This is a genomic window from Biomaibacter acetigenes (assembly GCF_003691585.1).
Taxonomy (GTDB): domain Bacteria; phylum Bacillota; class Thermosediminibacteria; order Thermosediminibacterales; family Tepidanaerobacteraceae; genus Biomaibacter; species Biomaibacter acetigenes.
Map to the genome: position 1 here is coordinate 238160 of NZ_CP033169.1, position 18552 is coordinate 256711.

The 18552-nt window shown below is 41.8% G+C and carries 19 protein-coding genes; 13 read left to right on the plus strand and 6 right to left on the minus strand.

The features are described from left to right. Window positions 1–103 precede the first annotated feature (103 nt). The 5 genes from D2962_RS01055 (at window position 104) to D2962_RS01080 (ending at window position 4248) form a co-directional block, all read left to right on the plus strand. Window positions 104–289 (plus strand): hypothetical protein, encoded by a 186-nt coding sequence (locus D2962_RS01055; protein WP_122013849.1) that lies wholly within the window; start codon window positions 104–106, stop codon window positions 287–289. Beyond that, window positions 276–1511, plus strand: coding sequence for a putative bifunctional diguanylate cyclase/phosphodiesterase (locus D2962_RS01060; protein WP_122013850.1), 1236 nt, complete (start codon window positions 276–278; stop codon window positions 1509–1511). Before D2962_RS01055 ends, D2962_RS01060 begins: the two co-directional genes overlap by 14 nt. A gap of 60 nt (window positions 1512–1571) precedes the next feature. Beyond that, on the plus strand, window positions 1572–1925 hold the full coding sequence (locus D2962_RS01065) for a hypothetical protein (RefSeq protein ID WP_122013851.1): 354 nt from the start codon (window positions 1572–1574) through the stop codon (window positions 1923–1925). Between the two features lie 495 nt (window positions 1926–2420). Next, window positions 2421–2882 (plus strand): hypothetical protein, encoded by a 462-nt coding sequence (locus tag D2962_RS01070; protein WP_342774511.1) that lies wholly within the window; start codon window positions 2421–2423, stop codon window positions 2880–2882. 454 nt (window positions 2883–3336) lie between these two features. Next, the gene (locus D2962_RS01080) at window positions 3337–4248 is read left to right on the plus strand and encodes a DMT family transporter (RefSeq protein WP_122013854.1); all 912 of its coding nucleotides are present in this window, start codon (window positions 3337–3339) and stop codon (window positions 4246–4248) included. 10 nt (window positions 4249–4258) lie between these two features. Here D2962_RS01080 and D2962_RS17800 read toward each other — a convergent pair whose 3' ends face one another. Next, window positions 4259–4432 (minus strand): hypothetical protein, encoded by a 174-nt coding sequence (locus D2962_RS17800; protein ID WP_222927618.1) that lies wholly within the window; start codon window positions 4430–4432, stop codon window positions 4259–4261. Next, window positions 4411–5154 (minus strand): LysR family transcriptional regulator, encoded by a 744-nt coding sequence (locus D2962_RS01085; protein ID WP_245984834.1) that lies wholly within the window; start codon window positions 5152–5154, stop codon window positions 4411–4413. Before D2962_RS01085 ends, D2962_RS17800 begins: the two co-directional genes overlap by 22 nt. A gap of 297 nt (window positions 5155–5451) precedes the next feature. Between D2962_RS01085 and D2962_RS01090 the strand changes: the two genes are divergently transcribed. Then, complete coding sequence (locus D2962_RS01090; protein ID WP_342774527.1) at window positions 5452–7359, plus strand: oxidoreductase; 1908 nt, start codon at window positions 5452–5454, stop codon at window positions 7357–7359. Between the two features lie 21 nt (window positions 7360–7380). After that, entirely contained in the window at window positions 7381–8043 is a 663-nt protein-coding gene (locus D2962_RS01095) for an iron-containing alcohol dehydrogenase (RefSeq protein WP_245984836.1), read from the plus strand. A gap of 99 nt (window positions 8044–8142) precedes the next feature. On the opposite strand, the gene D2962_RS01100 is transcribed toward D2962_RS01095, so the two are convergent. From D2962_RS01100 to htpG, 3 genes are read right to left on the minus strand one after another with little or no spacing between them, the layout of a single operon-like run. Continuing rightward, complete coding sequence (locus D2962_RS01100) at window positions 8143–8610, minus strand: hypothetical protein (protein ID WP_162991034.1); 468 nt, start codon at window positions 8608–8610, stop codon at window positions 8143–8145. Beyond that, on the minus strand, window positions 8561–9130 hold the full coding sequence (locus D2962_RS01105; RefSeq protein ID WP_222927621.1) for an S-layer homology domain-containing protein: 570 nt from the start codon (window positions 9128–9130) through the stop codon (window positions 8561–8563). Before D2962_RS01105 ends, D2962_RS01100 begins: the two co-directional genes overlap by 50 nt. A gap of 17 nt (window positions 9131–9147) precedes the next feature. Continuing rightward, on the minus strand, window positions 9148–10989 hold the full coding sequence (htpG, locus tag D2962_RS01110) for a molecular chaperone HtpG (RefSeq protein ID WP_122013857.1): 1842 nt from the start codon (window positions 10987–10989) through the stop codon (window positions 9148–9150). 353 nt (window positions 10990–11342) lie between these two features. Between htpG and D2962_RS01115 the strand changes: the two genes are divergently transcribed. The 4 genes from D2962_RS01115 (at window position 11343) to D2962_RS01130 (ending at window position 15070) form a co-directional block, all read left to right on the plus strand. Beyond that, window positions 11343–12077 carry an enoyl-CoA hydratase/isomerase family protein gene (locus D2962_RS01115; RefSeq protein ID WP_281273763.1) on the plus strand — a complete coding sequence of 245 codons (735 nt, stop codon included), beginning with the start codon at window positions 11343–11345 and terminating at the stop codon, window positions 12075–12077. Window positions 12078–12144: 67 nt separating this feature from the next. Beyond that, window positions 12145–13278 (plus strand): butyrate kinase, encoded by a 1134-nt coding sequence (gene buk / locus D2962_RS01120; protein ID WP_162991037.1) that lies wholly within the window; start codon window positions 12145–12147, stop codon window positions 13276–13278. A gap of 43 nt (window positions 13279–13321) precedes the next feature. After that, entirely contained in the window at window positions 13322–14155 is an 834-nt protein-coding gene (locus tag D2962_RS01125; protein ID WP_122013860.1) for a beta-keto acid cleavage family enzyme, read from the plus strand. Between the two features lie 12 nt (window positions 14156–14167). Then, entirely contained in the window at window positions 14168–15070 is a 903-nt protein-coding gene (locus tag D2962_RS01130; protein WP_162991038.1) for a phosphate acyltransferase, read from the plus strand. On the opposite strand, the gene D2962_RS01135 is transcribed toward D2962_RS01130, so the two are convergent. After that, window positions 15067–15993, minus strand: coding sequence for a LysR family transcriptional regulator (locus D2962_RS01135; RefSeq protein WP_162991039.1), 927 nt, complete (start codon window positions 15991–15993; stop codon window positions 15067–15069). The two genes, D2962_RS01130 and D2962_RS01135, sit on opposite strands and share 4 nt — an antisense overlap. Window positions 15994–16144: 151 nt before the next feature. Here D2962_RS01135 and D2962_RS01140 point away from each other — a divergent pair, with 151 nt between their 5' ends. Together D2962_RS01140 and D2962_RS01145 are read left to right on the plus strand one after the other, a co-directional pair. Then, entirely contained in the window at window positions 16145–17299 is a 1155-nt protein-coding gene (locus tag D2962_RS01140) for a thiolase family protein (protein ID WP_122013863.1), read from the plus strand. Window positions 17300–17316: 17 nt separating this feature from the next. Continuing rightward, window positions 17317–18543 carry an L-lactate MFS transporter gene (locus D2962_RS01145; RefSeq protein ID WP_122013864.1) on the plus strand — a complete coding sequence of 409 codons (1227 nt, stop codon included), beginning with the start codon at window positions 17317–17319 and terminating at the stop codon, window positions 18541–18543. Window positions 18544–18552 lie beyond the last annotated feature (9 nt).

Here is an 18552-nt window from a genome sequence, read left to right on the forward strand (position 1 = left end):
CTAAAACCTAAAAACTTGTTGATTTTTGTCAAAAATTATAATAATATCATTATGAATGGAAAGCTACAATCGAATTTTGCGAATACGGGAGGCTGCGTTAATAATGAAAGATGTTGTGATTTCAAGGCTTGGCGAACTTGTGGAGGGCCTGGCAAAAGAGGATGAACAAAAGAAGGCGTGGGAGGATTTTCTGGTAGAATTTGCCGAAGTTTGCGGAAAATCGGATTTAAAAGAAAAATTGAAAGCTTTCAACAATAGATGTTCTGACAGGCCTTATGAGCCGCAGTAAGTTTGAGGAAAAGCTGCAGCTGGCAATCGAATTTGTCCAGAACACAAAAACAGAATTTTCATTCTATTATATAGACATTGACAATTTAAGGCTCATTAACGATGTTTATGGATACATCGTGGGAGATATTGTACTTAAAAATGTGGCCGATCATTTGCAGGAGGTATTGAATGATCCCTTTGTAGTCGCTCGCATAGGTGATGACGAGTTCGGGGTTATATTAATGGACGTGGGGCCTGCTGAAGCGCTGGCAAAGGCGCAGGTTCTATGCAAAAGTATTGCTGAGATGGAAATTAATCCTTTGGGTGATGACGGCATTTTTATTACAAACAGCATTGGCGTTGCTTCGTATCCTCACAATGGACAAGCGTTAGATGACCTTATGCTGGCTGCCGAGGTTGCTTGTATAACTTCCAAGAGGAAAGGAAAGAACCGGGCACAGCTTTTAGATACGGTTAACGACAACATAAATCCTACTGTGGTTCACGAGAGAATTCTTATTTTGCGGGAAGCACTAAGTTCGAAAGATAGTATAGTTCCTTTCTATCAACCGATTGTAGACCTGGCGACTGGCGAGCCTATGGGTTACGAAGTGCTTGCTCGCGTGAAGAGAGGAGAAAATTTTCTTTCTGCCGGGCTTTTTGTTGATGCAGCAGAAAAATCCGGCCTTATGCAAGAAATTGGCGAAAGAGTCATAGAACAGGCAATGAAAGAAAAAAACAGCTCTTGGGCAAAAGACAAACTTTTCTTTATTAATTTTTCTATGCGTGAGGTAGAAAACCTGGATACCATACGGTTCTTAGCCGACCTTTTCAACCGTTATGAAATTGATCCTGAAGATATTGTTGCCGAAATTACAGAACGAGAAACCGTGAGAGATATTAATGCTGTGCATACTTTTGCCAAGGAGTTAACAGAACTCAGGGTGCGGTTGGCAGTAGACGATTTTGGCAGCGGTTTTTCTTCATTTCTTTATCTTCGTTACTTTGACTGCTATTTTGCGAAGATTGAGGGCTCTTTGGTGCGTGATATAACAAGGAGCGGACGTTCAAGAATGATAGTAGAAAATATGGCAAAGCTTTTGCAGAGGCTTTCAATAGAAGTAATAGCCGAATTTGTAGAAAACCGCGAAGTGGCTAAAATATTGGAAAACGCAGGCATCCGATTCGGACAGGGCTATTATTTAGGAAAGCCGTCGCGGTGCCCTGGCAACGGAAGTTAGCGCAGCACAAGCTGCTGTGCTATAATGTGGCTATAATATAATGAGTTTGGAGGGATAATTTTGAATGATCTTGTTGACAAGAAGATCGAACGCTATGAAACTTTACTACGAGAGATGTGGGCTGCGTCCGAGAAGTACCTCGGGGCGTTTTCTGTGAAACTTTTGGTGGAAAGGGTTGTGTGGGATATTTCTACGGAGTATAGGGAAATAGAACTGCTGCACTACGATGAGGGCAGGATATCGTGTGCAGAAATGGCGGCCAGTATGAAGGAAAATCCAAACCTGCCGGTTGATGATATGTTCATGAAGTTTATTACAAGATATGTGGAAATTCTGGCCAGGCTTATTGGTTGTGAAAAAGCGGACAAAATAGCGAAGAAACTGAAAGAAGAATTCGGGAATATTCCTATATAGAGATGATAAAACATGGAACAATGAATTTATCGATGTCCTGGCAAAAGACCTTGATAAAATTGACTTAACATCCCTCATCTATGTAGCAGATTCGGCTCTAATAACAAAAGATAACCTAAAAAAGATGCATAAAAAAACTGTATTTTATTTCAAGATTTCCCGCCACCTTTGAACTGGAGAAAAACCTCATTGACCTTGCATGGAAAAAGAATGATTGGACCTTAATAGGCAAAATCTCCAATCAAAAAAATGCTGCTGAGTATAAAGTTAAGGAATTTATCAGGACAATTGAGAATATCAAATACAAGTTTGTAGTAGTTCAACACAAAACTTGATAAAAGAAAGACCAAAAGCATAGATAAAAAACTGGATGAACTATGCAAAACACTTAAAAAAGAAACTCGAGAATTAAGCTTAAGAGAGTTTGCATGTAAAGCCGATGCTCAAAAGGAAATAGAGCTTTTCAAAAAAGATCATGATAATGATTTTTACCCATTGGACTTTCAAGTAATTGAAAGAACAAAACCTGATGATATTTTAAAAGAGTATAAAAATCAAACGACTGTAGAGACATCCTTTAGATTTTTAAAGAGCCCCATCTTTCTTGATGCCATATATTTAAAGAAGGAAAGCCGAATAGAAGCTTTGTGTTATGTCCTCTTTCTTGCTCTTTTCATCTACCAGATACTCCAAAGGCGTATGAGAAAAGCTCTGGAAGAACAGGGAGAATATATCTTCGTAGCAGGCAAAGTTAAGACTGAAAAACCTACCGGCAATAGGATTCTTGAGTTATTAAAGCCTATACAGACCATAGGCTATGTTGAAGGTGACAAGGAATGCCGTATTCTTCCCGAGATTCCTAATGAGGAGCCTTTAGAAAGGATACTTTCTTTAATCGGTTTAACGCCGGATATTTATACTTCAATAAGGGAATACCCTCATTATCTCCTTGAGTAATAATAAGCTTTTTATTTTAACTTGGTAAATATTTGTTGGTCCATTATCTGGAAGGGTGCGAAATGTGGGTTGTTAGGATATTATTGTTATATCTTAGTTTCATCTATGCTTATCCCTTGATCCTTGCCACATATTTCCAAACTATGTATTTTTCATTTATTCCTCCCACCCATGCGAAAAAAGTGGTTCCGTTTGGGAGGGAGTTAGGGAAAAGGATTAAGGATCAAGTCTACACGGAGTAACAAAGATATAAGTGATAAGGTCTCGAAGGATTCGAGATTTACGCCACTTATCCCTTCTTTCTTTGAACCATGATTTCGTCCATTCGGAACAACTTTTTCACATAAATTAGATAAACTTTATTACCTTCAATAAAGTCCCATGTAGATTTTATAATGTATAATAGATCTGTACCCAGGATTTAAAAAAATAAAATAACAGGAAGGGACCATCAGTGAACAAAGGTTTTATTTATCTAGCAATCACAGTAATTTTTTTCAGCTCCTATGAAGTTGTAGGAAAGACGCTGTCAGGCGTCGTAAACCCATACCAATTGAACTTCGTAAGGTTTTTGATAGGTGGGCTGATGCTCTTACCCATGGCATTGGACCATATAAAAAGCAGGGGAATAAAGCTATCTGCAAAAGACATACTCTACGTATCCCTTATAGGTCTTGTAAATGTAGGCCTAAGCATGTCTTTTTTGCAGATAGGCATAAACGCTACAAAAGCCAGTCTGGCAGCTGTAATATTTAGTTCCAATCCCCTTTTTGTGATGATATCAGCTTACTTTATACTGAATGAGGACTTAAATCTAAGAAAAATCCTGGGGCTCATGGTGGGCATAGCCGGAATTATAATAGTATTTTACAAGGACCTAAACCTGAGCAAGTCATACAATTATGGCATTGCTATGCTTATAATTTCTGCCATATCTTACGGCATATACACATCTATGGGTAAAAAATTTTCTCAAAAGACCGATAGTATAATAATGAATTCACTGTCTTTTATAATAGGGAGCCTGTTTTTGCTACCAGTACTTATAATAAAGCACTACCCTGCATTATATATACCTTATAAAGCACTGCTGCCCATGGCTTATCTCACATTTTTTGTGACGGGATTGGCTTATTATACTTACTTTGTGGGCCTGTCTTATACAAATGCAGGAGCAGGTTCAACGGTATTTTTCATAAAACCTGTAATGGCCAGCTTGCTGGCATGGATGTTTCTTGGAGAAAAAATATCCATACAACTGGTGATAGGCACACTGGTAATATTATCCGGAATCGCTATAGTTCAACACGCAGACAAAAAATCATGCTCTATAATGACCCAGGATATAACGGGAAGATGCTTATGAGCAATAACAGTCATATCATGTCTTTATTATACTTGTTGAGAAAATAGTTCATGAACTTTTTTGCGGCTTTATTTGGCTTGGAATCCTTTTTTACTATAAATCCGGCATCCCAAAAGGCGGTAGGCTCGTCAATGGGCATTGAATATATATTGCCAAACTCTTCTATATGGGTAAGCTTATCCACAAAAACGAAATACCCTTGTTTAATGCGACAAAATCGTAGGCAACTTTTAAATCATGGCTGGATTTAAAGTAAACGTTTGGAACAACACCTGCTTTGTAAAAATGCTCAAGGATAACCGGCTGAATTCGAAATGTATCGGTGAGAAGAATAAATCTTTCATTTTTGAGATCCTCGAATTTAACGCTATCTCTGTGCGCCAGAGGATTTTTTTTGTTTATTATGGCCACAAGCCTCTCTCTTATTAAATGATAATACTTAAAACCATTAACATCTTTTGGTTTCACCGTTAAGGCCAAATCCAGATTGCCATTTAAAACGTTCGATTCGCAGTCTACATCAGAAAACTCCGCTATATCAATGTTTATATCGCCGTGTTTCTGTTCGAATTCGATAATTGCTTTAACCCCCAAGATCTGCAAAGTCCCCGGAGCAAAGCCTATCCTTATCCTTGCCTTTTCCCGTTCGATTTTACTGTTTATATCAGCAATGAGGTCATCGTAGGCTCTAACCAGGGCTTCTGCCCTGGGGAGGATATATCTGCCGAGTTCGGTGAGATCGACTCCCCTGGAGTTTCTGTTGAAGAGGGGGGCGCCAATCTCCTTTTCAAGCTTACTTATCCTCCTGCTCAAGGCCTGCTGGGTGATAAAGAGTTCCTTTGCCGTTTTGGTGAAGCTGTTGTTCTGGCAAATTTTTACGAAATATTTTAAAGATGTTATATCCATAACATTCCGCCTCTATACATCAATAATAACGACAAGAGGGATTATAATAATGTTACTCGATTTGACGGAAAATAGCAATATTTTTGAGAGTACTCGCGAAAGGCAAATAAAATTGTTCAGATCGGTTGTGGCTGCCACAAAACTTTGTTGATATGCAAATGTGTGCGAATAATTTAAAATATTAATATGGAATGTTAAAGTATTCACTTTAACAAATACGTAAAAGGAGGACGAAAGATGTTTGACGCACTGCTGTTTTCAAAAGGCAGGATCGGCACGATGTAAACCTGGAACAGGATAGTTATGACGGCTATGGGCAATGCCCTGGCAAACAATGACGGAACGGTTTCGCAGAAAGACATTGATTTTTATGGCGCAAGGGCGAAAGGCGGAGTTGGCCTCATCATTACGGAGTGTGCAGTGGTTGATGAAAGGGGCAAGGGGAACACTAAACAGATATGCGTTTACGATGACAAGTTTATACCCGGCCTTAAGACGTTGGCAGAAGAGATTCACAAATATGACGGGAAAATAGCAGTCCAGATTTATCATCCGGGAAGACAAGGGATTTCTGTCATAAACGGAAATATGCCCATGATGGCTCCGAGCGAAGTGGAATGCAAAGTGGTGCGGCAGCCGGTACAGGCTATGACCGTCGAACAGATTGAAGATATGGTGAATAAATTCATAAATGCAGCAGTGAGAATTAAAAGCGCTGGCATAGACGCGGTAGAGGTCCATGGCGCCCACGGTTACTTGATAAATCAGTTTTTGAGCCCATATACGAACAAAAGGACGGACAAATACGGCAGAAGCCTTGAAAACAGGATGAGATTCCTGGAAGAGATTGTAATCGGCATAAGAGAAAAGTGCGGCAGGGATTTTCCGCTGCTGGTCAGGCTGACGGTTGACGAGTTTTTGGGAATGGCAGGGCTTCCGAACGAAGGCCTCCATATCGAAGAAGGAGTAAAGATCGCAAAAAGGCTCGAAGAGCTGGGTGTGGATGCTCTGGATATAAGCTGCGGCATATACGAGACCATGAACGTAGCCTGGGAACCCTTTTCCTATGAACAGGGCTGGAAGGCGCATCTGGCTGAAACAATAAAGAAATCGGTAAACATACCCGTAATAGGCGTATCGGTGTACAGGGATCCCGAATATGCCAACAGAATGATTGAAGAAGGAAAGATTGATTTTGCGGGTTCCGCAAGGCAGCATTTTGCGGATCCGGAATGGGCAAACAAGGCGAAGGAAGAAAGAGTAGATGAAATAAGAAAATGCATTTCCTGCCTCTACTGCATGGAGACCCTGATGAATGCCGATATAGCAGGGTCCTCAGCTCAGTGTGCCGTCAATATTCTAAGCGGAAGAGAAGGAGAATTGAACGACTTTAAAAAAGATGGAGCGCAAAGGGTTGTAGCAATAATAGGTGCCGGGCCTGCCGGGCCGGAGGCGGCAAGGATTCTGGTAAAAAGAGGATTCAAGCCGGTCATATTTGAAAAGTCGGATAAAGTGGGCGGCCAGTTGCAGCTGGCGAATAAACCGCCCAAAAAGGGCAAAATAAACTGGTTGATAGATTACCTGAAAACACAGATAGAAAAAGCCGGAATCGAAGTCAGGTACAATACAGCCCCAACAGTGGCCACCTTAAAAGAACTAAAGCCTTATGCGGTATTCATAGCGCAGGGGTCAAACCCGATCCTGCCGAAATCAATCCCGGGAATAGACAGGGAAAATGTTTATGCAGCGGAGGACATACTGAGCGGCAACGCGGAGATTAAGAATAAAAAAGTAGCCGTTGTCGGCTCCGGAATGACCGGGCTGGAAACCGCACATTACCTTGCTTGCGCCGGGAACGAGGTAAGCGTGTTTGAAATGCTCGATGATATCGCGCCAGGGCTTTTCTTCCAGAATCTAATCGACGTAATGGGCCATTTGAATTCTTTTGGCGTAAAATTCTATCCCAAACATAAGCTCGTGGAGATAGGCGAAGACAAAGTAGTTTTCGAAAATACCCAAACCAAAGAAAAGTCAAGCCGTGAGTTTGATTATGTTGTGCTGTCTTTGAGGAGGGCCCCCAATACAGAGCTTGTTGATGAGATAAAGGCGGCCTTTGACAATGTGGCAGTGCTTGGGGATGCCCAAAAAGCAGGGAAAATACGAAATGCCATTGAATCAGGCTTTATGGCAGCATACGAACTATAAAACTTGAGGGAGAGGATATATATGGAAACAGTTTCAAGATATGCTCAGCTTTGCCCCATAATATACGGCAGGGGAACTGCAAGCTTACTGGGCGAAGAAGTTAAAAAACTCGGATGCTCTAAAGCGCTGGTGGTGTCGGATGAAAATGTATCAAAAATCGAATTTTATGAAAGGTGCAAGAAAAGCCTGCTGGATGCAGGAATAGAAATAGTTGAATTCAACGAAGTGTTGCCCGATCCACCGGATTATATCGTAAACAGGGGAGGAGAGGTTGCCAGGGCGGAGAAGGTCGATGCAATAGTGGCCATAGGCGGAGGAAGTGTCATGGATGCCGCCAAGGCTATAAACATCCTTATAAACAATCCACCGCCGATAAACCAGTATTTTGGCAACCCCGTTTACAAACCCGGCGTACCGGTGGTGATGGTTGTGACCACAGCGGGGACGGGCAGCGAAAGCACGATAGTTGCCGTTATTACTGATACCCAAAACGGCGTCAAAAACTCTGTGCTTGGAGCGGCGACGCTTGGCATACTTGACCCCGAAGCTACTGCTACACTTTCTCCGGAAGATACGGTCCATACCGGCATGGATACCTTCGCACATGCGGCAGAAGCCATTACGGCCAATCAGAGATTCTGGAAAATATGTATGAGAATTATTGAGGGTTTTAAGGAAATATGAAATTCCTATCCTTGGCAAAGTAATAGATTTATATGAAAGCTTTAAGAGCCGGGAAGCTTCCCGGCTCTTAAAGCTTAACCGTCTTCAGTTTAATACATCTCATTCAACTGCAAGTTTGATGTTTCCTGTATAAGTTCCAGGTGCAATTTCGGTCTCAACACCATTGACATACATCTTGAGGTTTTTGCCTGTGATTTTAGCGCCTTCAGCTATGGTAAGGCTGGTCAGATAAGACGTACCCGTTACGGTCCAAGTTGAATCAGAATCAAGGGAAACTATTACGCCGTTGCTTACGGCTTCGCTGGGGACTACTTTGATATTGCTGATTTCCTTGCAGTTTTCCTTTGTAATGACCTCGCCCGGTTTGACGTTCACATGGGACTGAGTTCCCGCAGAGATTACGCCGGCCACATCTGCGTTTTCAAACACAACGTTGAGGTTTTGCCCTGCTGACCAGCGGGAATTGTAAATATCTCCATTTACCTTCATGTTTTTAAATGTTACGTTAACAGTATTTTTAGCTTTGGGATTGGTTGTATCGTTGTCGTCCTTGAACGTTTGTAACACGCAAGTTTCCCTTAAGGCCGAGTACCCAGGGTACTTCTTTGAACATTCCGGCTTTGAAGTTGAGGTCGGTGCCATCTTTGCCTATAATGGTGGAATTCTTTATGAGTAATGTAGAATTTCCGCCAGCCCATATTCCGGTACGGATTGCACCGGTTGTATGTATTGTGGCATTGTCTATTGTAACATTTGCATTATCTGTTGCCATTATGCCTGCAGCATGGCCGGCAAAGTCGTTGAGACCATGTCCGTTTGCCGCAAGCAGCATTTTTGCTGTTTCAATTCCTGTAACAGAACCGGACGGATCAAAGATAGTAGCGGTTTTGCCGTCAATTATGCCTTTATCAACACAGTACTCAATGTGCTTTTCCGCCCAGTTGCCATCAATATCGGCAAATGATGCGGTATTTTTCTCGGCTATATTTTCAGAGTTAATCAGTGTTGTTGCAAGGGAGATCAGTTTTGCCATCGCTGCACGGTCAATAGTTTGCTGAGGCATGTAGGCATAGGGTTCGATGAACATATACTTTTTAAGTGATTTCACTGATTGTGTATATAGGAGGCAAGTATGGCTTCACTGCGGATGATGAACTGTTCCACATCTTCGGGCCTGAGAGATTGCTGGCTCATAAGAGAAAGGTCGAACAATTGATTTACTATGGTGTTAATTACGGACTCATGGGCTGATTCCAAAATGAATCGCACGATCTCATTATTCATGTTAACCAAAAAGGTGCGCTTTGCTTGTTTTTCTTTGGCAGAAAAATCAGTAGGGTTAATAAAACCGTATATTTCTAACATATCAACCATTCTTCGAGATATTTCATCATTGATGATCAGAGTTGAAATACTGTCGTGTTCAAGTCTCGTAACCTTGAGCTCCATTGTACCAAGCCGGTCGCCCAATGCTTTTCGAATCTTTTCTGCGAGCATATCGGCTTTCGGTTTATCATTTTCCTCCAGGCATCCATCAAAGAGGGATTTTATATTAGAATCGATTCGTATGAATTTTATATTGGGATGGACGACCTCATATCTACGCATAAATGGTTGGTCGATGACATGATCGAATAACAATGCGTTCAACCCACACTTCTTGAAAATTTCAATATAGTGGGCCTGATCTATTTCGTCGGAAGCGTAGTATACCGTGTTGGAATGGGAATTGTCAGCGTCCAAATATTCCTGGATCGTTTGGTACCTGCCGTATATATCCTTAAAAACGACCTTTCGCATCATGACGGAAGCAAAAATTTTGTCCTGCAGCACACCGTATTTCACAAATGCGTTTAAATTGGGCCAATGAGCTTCGTATGCTTCTCGCCTTTTTTGAAACATGTCATTTAGGGCAATTGTTACTTCTTGAGAAAGGCATTCATAAATCAATTCGCACATATCATCGTTTTGTTTATCTTCTCTTATTGTTGAACGAGAAACGACAAGCGGCAAATAGTCACATTCAATAATACCGCTTTGAAGATTTACAAATTTGGGTATTATTTCGCGGATATTATCGCCGACGTAGACCCCTCTGTTGTAAACCTTGATTTTTCCATCGATCTCTTCAGTTCCGTTTTTTGTATCCCTGAAGAACAGGATGCCCCTTACGCCAATGTCTATGATTTCAAACTGAATCCAAAACAATGGGTCGCATACATCGTCGAAAAACTCCCTGTAAAACGTATTCATATCAGTTGGATTGATGGATTCTTTAGGCTGTCTCCATAATGGATAAGGATTGTTGACTAATACATGGTCGTAACCGGGTGCTTCAAAATATATAGCTGTCTTTGAAAAAATAAAGTATTTCTTTATACTTTCATATATGAGGTCAGGCTTTTTTAAATAAAGATTGTTTTCGTCCAGATAAAGAATGACATCCGTGCCAACTTCGGTCCTGTCGCAGTCGCACATGCTGAAGGACATGTCTGACATGCAATTCCATCGGACTGCGGTTGAATTTTTCTTGTAAGATTTAGTTTCAATCGCCACATGATCTGACAGCATAAAAGCGGAATAAAAACCCACTCCAAAATGGCCGATGATTGTATCTTTACCAGCCTGGTTGTGTTGATTAATAAACTCCGTTGCACCTGAAAAGGCAATTTGATTTATATATTTATCGACTTCTTCTATGTCCATGCCGATGCCGTTATCACTTATGATAAGCTTCTTTGATTCGGGTTCCAACCTTACAAGGACTTTTCCCTCCGCCCAAGCTATACTCTCATCCGTATTTCTTAATTGTGTAAGCTTTTCGATGGCGTCTAAAGCATTTGAAATGAGTTCTCTGAAGACAATATCCTGTTTTGTGTATAACCACTGTTTCAGTATGGTAAAAATGTTTTTGCTTTCAATTGACAAAACCCCATTCCGATTCATAAACAATATCACTTCCTTATTTTTATCGTCTTATATGTCTATTATAACAAAATACAACAGCAAAATCGGGCAAAAAAGCAAATCATGTTATGCATTTTATGAATTTTACGATTCACCAATGATCAGTTAAAATAAAATTCAGAAAGTTGCCTGTGGATTTATCAATTAAAAATAATATATGTCTGGAGGAATAGATGATGTCAAAAAAAAGAGAGACAAATACAAGCTTTGTAAAATGGCCGACTTTTGAAGAAATCAAGGAGATGTTCAAAGAACATTTTATTATGGACAGACGTGAGGACGGTGTTGTCACTGTCCGCATGCACACTAAAGGCGGCCCGGTAATCTGGTCAATGGAACTTCACGATGCGATCGGAAAAATGTGGAGAATGCTCGGAACAGATCGCGATACAGAGATGATCATTTTCACTGGCACAGGCAATTTATGGGTCACTGACTTCGAGGCCGCAAGCTGGGCTGCAGAAGGTGATAATCCGGCTGAAACAAGATACAACCACATGTTTGTGGACGGACGCCGCATGATTATCGCCATGATTCAGGACGTTGAAGTGCCGACACTTGGCGTGCTCAGCGGTTCCGGCGGTCATACTGAACTGGCGCTCATGTGTGATCTGGCAATTGCAGCCGACGATATTACCGTACTTGACCCGCACATGCTGCCGGGAACCAACAATGTGCCCGGTGATGGAATACACAGTTGTTTCATGGAACTTATGCCGCCAAGATTTGCAGTATGGTACCTTTTGACCGGCGATAAGATGTCAGCTCAAGACCTTCTGAGATTGGGCCTGGTATCTGAAATCGTTCCAAGAGAAAAGCTGATGGATCGTGCGTATGAAATAGCAGATATGCTGATGGCTCAGAACAGGATTGTGAGAAGGCTGGCAACCCAACTTGTCAGGAGAAACTGGAGAAAGAGAATTGCCGACGACCTTGATATGGCATTTGGAACCGAACTGTTCGGAATGTTCTGTTCTGATGAACTGCATTCTGAATTGCTTTCCATGATCGAATATCTGGGTTTGGAAGGAAAGATCGATCCACCGTTAAAAGGCAAGATACGATAGTTTGATAGTTTAAAACACGCAGAGATTCATAAAATCTCTGCGTGTTTTCAGAAGAGAGGTGCTGGCATTGAAGAAGATTTTTGCCATTAATTGCGGATCTACTTCTACCAAAGTGGCATATTTTGAAGATGACAAGATGATCAGCAAAGTATCCCTGGATGTTACTGCAGAGCAATTGAGAAAAATGCCCAAAGTTCTTGATCAAAAGGAATATCGGACGAATCAGGTCAAGGAATTTTTGAAGGAGAACAAACTTGATCCGGCTCAGTTTGACATTATAGTCTGCCGGGCAGGAACTATTCCACACGTTCCATATGATGGAGCATACGAGGTCAATGATTTGATGATAGCCACCGTTACTTATGCGCCAGAAGCTCAGCATGCTTCTACCCTGTCGTGTTTAATTGGAAAAGAATTGGTGAAGGGATTGGATATCCCGGTCATAATTTATGATCCAACGTGTGTTGATTCGGCTGATGAAATTGCTAAAATTACTGGAATTCCCGAAATAATTAATATGCCTCTTGCACATTTGTTGAACACTAAAGCAGCAGGTACTGAATATGCGAAATCTATTGGCAAGGATTATAAGGATTTGAACCTTATTATAGTTCAGCTTGGAGGAGGAATTACTTTAGGTTTTCACGACCATGGCCGCATATCCGATTGGGTATATGATGATGAAGGGCCGATGTCGCCTCAAAGAGCAGGTGCGATTCCCACAAGGTATATGGCTAATTTCTGTTATGATTGGTTTAAAAGCGGGAAAACTTTGCAGGAATTAAGGATGTACCTGTGCGGGCAATCCGGTCTGGTTGCGTATTTTGGAACGCAGGATGTCCGAGAAGTAGAAAAAATGATCAATCAAGGCAACAAGAAAGCCGAATTGATTTTGAAGGCAATGGCCTATGGAGTTGCCAAAAGTATTGGGCAGCTTTCCGTAGTCAGGGGTGGAAAAGTGGATCAAATAATCCTCACCGGAGGGATGGCATACAGCGAAAGGATCACCAACTGGATTAAGGAGAAGGTTTCTTTCATTGCTCCCGTTACCATAATTCCAGGCGAACGGGAGATGGAGGCCCTGGCAGCCGGAGCCCTTCGAGTCTTGAATAAAGAAGAAGAAATTCACCCTTACAACGTCTATCCCAAAGGTTATAGCTCGATAGAGGAAATTATAAACAATCCGAATTATCTTGCCTGACGCATGAATTCAGGTGCAAATAAAAAGATATGGGGAGATCATAATGGCACTGGATAATAAAGTAATCATAACTTGCGCCTTAACAGGCGCCGTAACGCCAAAAGAACTAAATCCATCAATCCCGCTCACACCCGAAGAGATTGCAGAGGATGCCTATAAATGCTGGAAAGCCGGCGCGGCAGTTGTCCATTTGCATATGAGGGATGACAAAGGACTTGGCACCATGGACAAGGAAAAATTTAAAAAAACGATTGACCTGATTAAGCAGAGGACCGACTGCAACGTGGTTATCAACTGCACTACATCAGGCGACAACAGGGCTACCTACGAAGAGCGCATGGCACATCTCTCTTATGTGAAACCCGAAATGGCATCTTTTGATGCGGGTTCATTCAACTGGATGCCTTTGGGCATATTTGAAAATTCGCCGCAGTTTCTGGAGCAGCTTGGTTTGAAGATGAAAGAGCTGGGCGTGAAGCCTGAGCTGGAAATCTTTGATTCTGGATTTATGAATATCGTAAGTTATTATGTAAATAAGGGAGTGCTTGTGCCGCCGTGCCATTATCAATTTGTTCTCGGCGTGCTCGGAGGAATGGAAGCCACGGTAAAAAACCTTTTATTCCTTCATGAAATGCTGCCCGAAGGCTCAACATGGTCTGCGTTCGGGGTGGGCAGGCAGCATTTGCCGATTATGTATGCAACGCTGGCTTTAGGCGGCCACATAAGAGTGGGGCTTGAAGATAATGTTTACTACAGCAAAGGAAAACTTGCTACAAATGTGATGCTGGTGGAAAGAGCAGTAAGGGTTGTTCGGGAATTCGGGAAAGAGCCTGCAACGTCAGATGAAGCAAGAGAAATACTCGGCATAAAGAAATAGCGGGTGATGAGAATGTATAAGGATTTTGAGTCATTAATCAAAGCGCGTCTTGACCGCAATGCATCTTTAAAAAGGGCTGTCGTTGCTGGCGCAAATGACGAACATGCGGTGGAAGCAGTTTTTTTGGCTCAGGAAAAAGGTCTGGTCATTCCCGTTCTTGTCGGAGATAAAAAAGAAGTCAAAGATATAATTCAAAAAATGAATTATCTGGACAGAACTTATGAAATTATTCACTGCGAAGCAGATGATAATCCTTCAGAAATAGCTGTAAAGCTGATTCACGAAGGTAAAGGCGATTTTATTATAAAAGGCAAAATTGAAACCAGGAATTTGCTTAAACCAGTGTTAAACAAGGAAACCGGTTTAAACAGGAAAGGATTCATCACGCATTTCGGCCTGATGCAGCTTAAAGGATATCATAAGCTTTTGGCTATTAGTGATTGTGCCATCATTCCATATCCAACCCTGGAAGAAAAGAAAAAAATCGTGAAAGCAGGCATGGAAGCTTTAAGAAAATTGGGATATGAAAAACCTGTCGTTGGAATACTATGTGCCGTAGAAACGGTTAGCGAAAAAATGCCCGAAACTCTCGACGCGCAAAAACTGCAGCAAATGGCAATGGATGGCGAATTCGGGAATGGAGTCGTGATAGGGCCTATTTCGTTTGATCTTGCCACAAGAAAAGAATCTGCGATTATTAAAGGATACGACTCTCCTTATGCAGGCGATGTAGATATGCTGGTGGTACCTCAAATGGTTACGGGGAATGTCATGAGTAAAATATGGAATGCAGACCCGGAAAACATCATGGCCGGCTGCCTGATTGGCGCCGATGTACCAATCGTATTGACTTCCAGAAGCGCCAGCATGAATGAAAAACTTTATTCAATATTGCTATGCAATATGCTAAGTTAGCCTTTTTGAAATATCAGTTCCCCTAAGATTTTTTTTTGTAAAAGGTTCTTAACGATATCGACAAAGCTGTTGACAAGTTCGGAAGAGTTGGCTTTTTTATAGAGCATGATAATTGTACTTTTAGCTGAAAAATCATCAAGAGTAATATATGAGATATTCTGGTCGCTGGTCTTGGCTTTTGTCAGAGATGCCGGGACAATGCTGTAACCTAACCCCAGAGAAACGTCAAAAACAGCGGATTCCGTTGTGTTGACATAGGTTGTGTTGATCTGCCTTATTCCGGCATAGCTTTGAAGTTTATGAATGAACAGTTTCATAAAAGGCGGCTCTATATATGACGGCAGAATAAGGGGCAGTGAATTGACAATATCAGCAATTGACTCTTTTGAAGGATTCTTAAAGAGCTTTGACGGTACGATTAAGGAGAAATCGTCTGTTCCGACGGGAATACTTTCAAGTTCTTCATAGCCCGGAAAGGCAAAATCATAAGTAAATCCGACATTGTAAATGCCGTAAAGGATTGCGGACGGAATTTCGTTGAATTCATACGATTCGACAATAAGCTTTATTGAAGGGTACTTTTGTCGGATTAATAACAATGCAACGGATAGCATATAACACAATTTGCCGGGCGAAGTTATTTTGAGCACTCCGGCGCTGCCTTTGCCTGCTAGCTGTACATTTTTGGTTACAATTTCCAGATGCCGGATTAGCATGTCGCATTCCCCGTATAAAGCTTCGCCGGCTTCAGTCAGATCAACCTTTTTGTTGTTCCGCTCAAAAAGCTTAACGCCGAGTTCAGTTTCCAGAGCTATAATATTGCGGCTTAATGTCGACTGGCTGACAAAAAAGTACTTTGAAGCTTTGGTTATGTTCCTGTACTTTGCAATGTATTGAAAATATCGCAATGTTTCGAGGTTCATAAAAAGCATCCTTTCAACAAGTGTTTTATGCTTCTTTTAGGATAATTTTATCACAAAGAAAACAGAAATCAATTATTTATTATTCATTGAAATGATTGATAATGGATTGATCTTGCGAAGAAATTAACCAGGAAAAGGAGTCTAATTAATTATGGACAAATGCGTAATTGTGGCGTACGGCCGCTCGGCCATAGCAAAAGCCGTCCGCGGAACATTAGCCGCGGCAAACCCTGTGGATTTTGGAGCAGAGGTACTGAAAGGTGTTGTTGAAAGGGTTCCTGAATTGGATTTGAGAGAAATTGACGATGTTATTGTGGGTTGCGCGATCCCCGAAGGGAAAATGGGATTGAACCCGGCTAGAAATATAGTAATAAGGGCAGGATTCCCGGTTGAAGTTCCCGCACAGACCATTAACCGCTTTTGCGCGTCTGGTCTGCAATCGGTGGCAATAGGCGCTTCCATGATAATGAGCGGCTTGCATGAAGTTGTAATTGCCGGGGGGGTGGAATCAATGTCCTGCCCGGTGCTTTCGGAAAGCCCGGAATATCTAAATAAATGGCTTCTTGAAAATACAGATATCTACATGCCCATGGGAATTACAGGAGAAAATGTGGCTGCAAAATACGGCATCAGCAGAGAGCGCATGGAACAGATGTCTGTTGAAAGCCATGCAAAAGCTGCAGCAGCCGTGGAAAACGGCCTGTTTGATGATGAAATCATACCTGTGACAGGCTACGATAAAGAAGGCAATCCGGTTGTATTCAAACGCGATGAATGTTACAGGAAAGGAACAAATATGGAAGTGCTGGCCACTCTGAAGCCTTCTTTCAAAGAAGACGGCTTGCTGACCGCTGCTACGTCTTCTCAAAGAAGTGACGGTGCTGCCTTTGTTGTGCTGATGTCTGAAAGAAAGGCAAAAGAACTTGGTATAAAACCGATTGCAACCTTTGTATCCTTTGCAGTGGAGGGTTTGGACCCTGCTTACATGGGATTGGGGCCGATCTATGCCGTGAGGGAAGTTTTGCACAAAACAGGCCTTAAAATTGATGACATGGATGTGATTGAATTAAATGAAGCCTTTGCTTCACAGGCGATAGTTACGATTGATGAACTTAAAATGGACAAGAAAAAAGTTAACCCTCGGGGCGGCGCATTGGCTCTGGGCCACCCGCTGGGGGCAACCGGCGCGATATTGCTTTGCAAGGCCATGAACTATTTGAAAGATACAGGTGGCAAGTATGGCCTTATAACTATGTGCGTTGGAGGCGGCATGGGAGCTGCCTGCATAATAGAAATGGCAAAGTGAAACAGGGGGAAAAAATCTTGAATTTTGAAGAGAAAAGATGGAGGTATATGGCAGGAGCGATGCTGCTTGCCTTATGCTCCGGGATTGGATATGCGTGGAGCGTTTTTCAAAAGCCGCTGATGGAAAACTTGGGATGTGATTTAAAGTCCATCTCTCTAACTTTTACAATTCAAATATTAATATCAACAATTGCACCGGTATTTCTTGGAAGATTTCAAAATGTTATTGGGGTTGCAAACTATTTGCGAATAGGCATTGCGGTTTATGTGCTTGGGCTTTTTGCGACAATGTTTGCAGGTTCTATCGTCTATTTGTATATTGTGTATGGCGTTGTAGTGGGTATAGGTATCGCCATGCTGTATCCCAGCCTGATGGCTTACAGTACGAGTTTATTCCCTGATAAGACAGGGCTGGCTTCAGGCATATTGGCATGTTCTTATGGCAGTGGCGCAATTTTTTGGGCGCCAATTGCAACGTTTTTCATGCAGCGTTATGGTGTATTATCGGTATTTGGATTATTTGCAGCTATCTTTTCCGTTGCAATGATTCCCGCATCATTTCTTATAAAAAAAGTACCTGATGACTTTATTGCAAAAATGGGTAAAGCCGGAAAGATAAATACTGATAATGCATTTGTAACGGATTATACGTGGAGGGAAATGTTAAAGACATCCACATATTATTTGCTGGTTATGGCACTTACATTAGGAACTGCAGCGGGTTTGATGATTATGGGCCATGCTTCTACAATTTTGCAGGAGGTGTTGAATTTTCCGGCGTCAAAAGCAGCTCTTTTGGTTGGCCTATTTTCCATATTCAATTCACTTGGCCGCCTTATTTTCGGGTTTGTATCAGATCGTTTTGGGAGATATAATACAATGATGTTCTTGTTTGCCGTAATTGGAGGAGCGATGTTGCTTCTAACAAAAACAAGCGGCATTATATTTGTTGTTGCGCTGCTCGTAATCAGCTCATGCTATGGTGGCTTTACTTCAATGTTTTCACCGGTATGCGCAGAAAACTTTGGCTTGAAAAATCTTGCTGTCAACTATCCGTTTCTTTATGTTGCTTACGGACTGGCAGGGACAATCGGGCCACAACTTGCAGCCAGAATAAAAACTGCAAGCGGTGGATATGACCTGGCGTTTTTTACTGTAGCAGTTATGAGCGCGGTAGGCTTTATTGTGGTATTGTTTTTAAAGGCTAAAAAAAATGCAACTAAAATAAAGCCGATTCAATGTTAAGAGGGGTGA

Excerpts from the sequence above, each read along its gene's own strand:
- D2962_RS01055 (WP_122013849.1), top strand. The coding sequence starts at position 104 with ATGAAAGATGTTGTGATTTCAAGGCTTGGCGAACTTGTGGAGGGCCTG.
- D2962_RS01060 (WP_122013850.1), top strand. The coding sequence starts at position 276 with ATGAGCCGCAGTAAGTTTGAGGAAAAGCTGCAGCTGGCAATCGAATTT.
- D2962_RS01085 (WP_245984834.1), bottom strand. The coding sequence starts at position 5,154 with ATGGATATAACATCTTTAAAATATTTCGTAAAAATTTGCCAGAACAAC.
- D2962_RS01095 (WP_245984836.1), top strand. The coding sequence starts at position 7,381 with ATGGAAACAGTTTCAAGATATGCTCAGCTTTGCCCCATAATATACGGC.
- D2962_RS01105 (WP_222927621.1), bottom strand. The coding sequence starts at position 9,130 with ATGTTCATCGAACCCTATGCCTACATGCCTCAGCAAACTATTGACCGT.
- htpG (WP_122013857.1), bottom strand. The coding sequence starts at position 10,989 with ATGAATCGGAATGGGGTTTTGTCAATTGAAAGCAAAAACATTTTTACC.
- D2962_RS01115 (WP_281273763.1), top strand. The coding sequence starts at position 11,343 with ATGGAACTTCACGATGCGATCGGAAAAATGTGGAGAATGCTCGGAACA.
- D2962_RS01125 (WP_122013860.1), top strand. The coding sequence starts at position 13,322 with ATGGCACTGGATAATAAAGTAATCATAACTTGCGCCTTAACAGGCGCC.
- D2962_RS01130 (WP_162991038.1), top strand. The coding sequence starts at position 14,168 with ATGTATAAGGATTTTGAGTCATTAATCAAAGCGCGTCTTGACCGCAAT.
- D2962_RS01135 (WP_162991039.1), bottom strand. The coding sequence starts at position 15,993 with ATGAACCTCGAAACATTGCGATATTTTCAATACATTGCAAAGTACAGG.
- D2962_RS01140 (WP_122013863.1), top strand. The coding sequence starts at position 16,145 with ATGGACAAATGCGTAATTGTGGCGTACGGCCGCTCGGCCATAGCAAAA.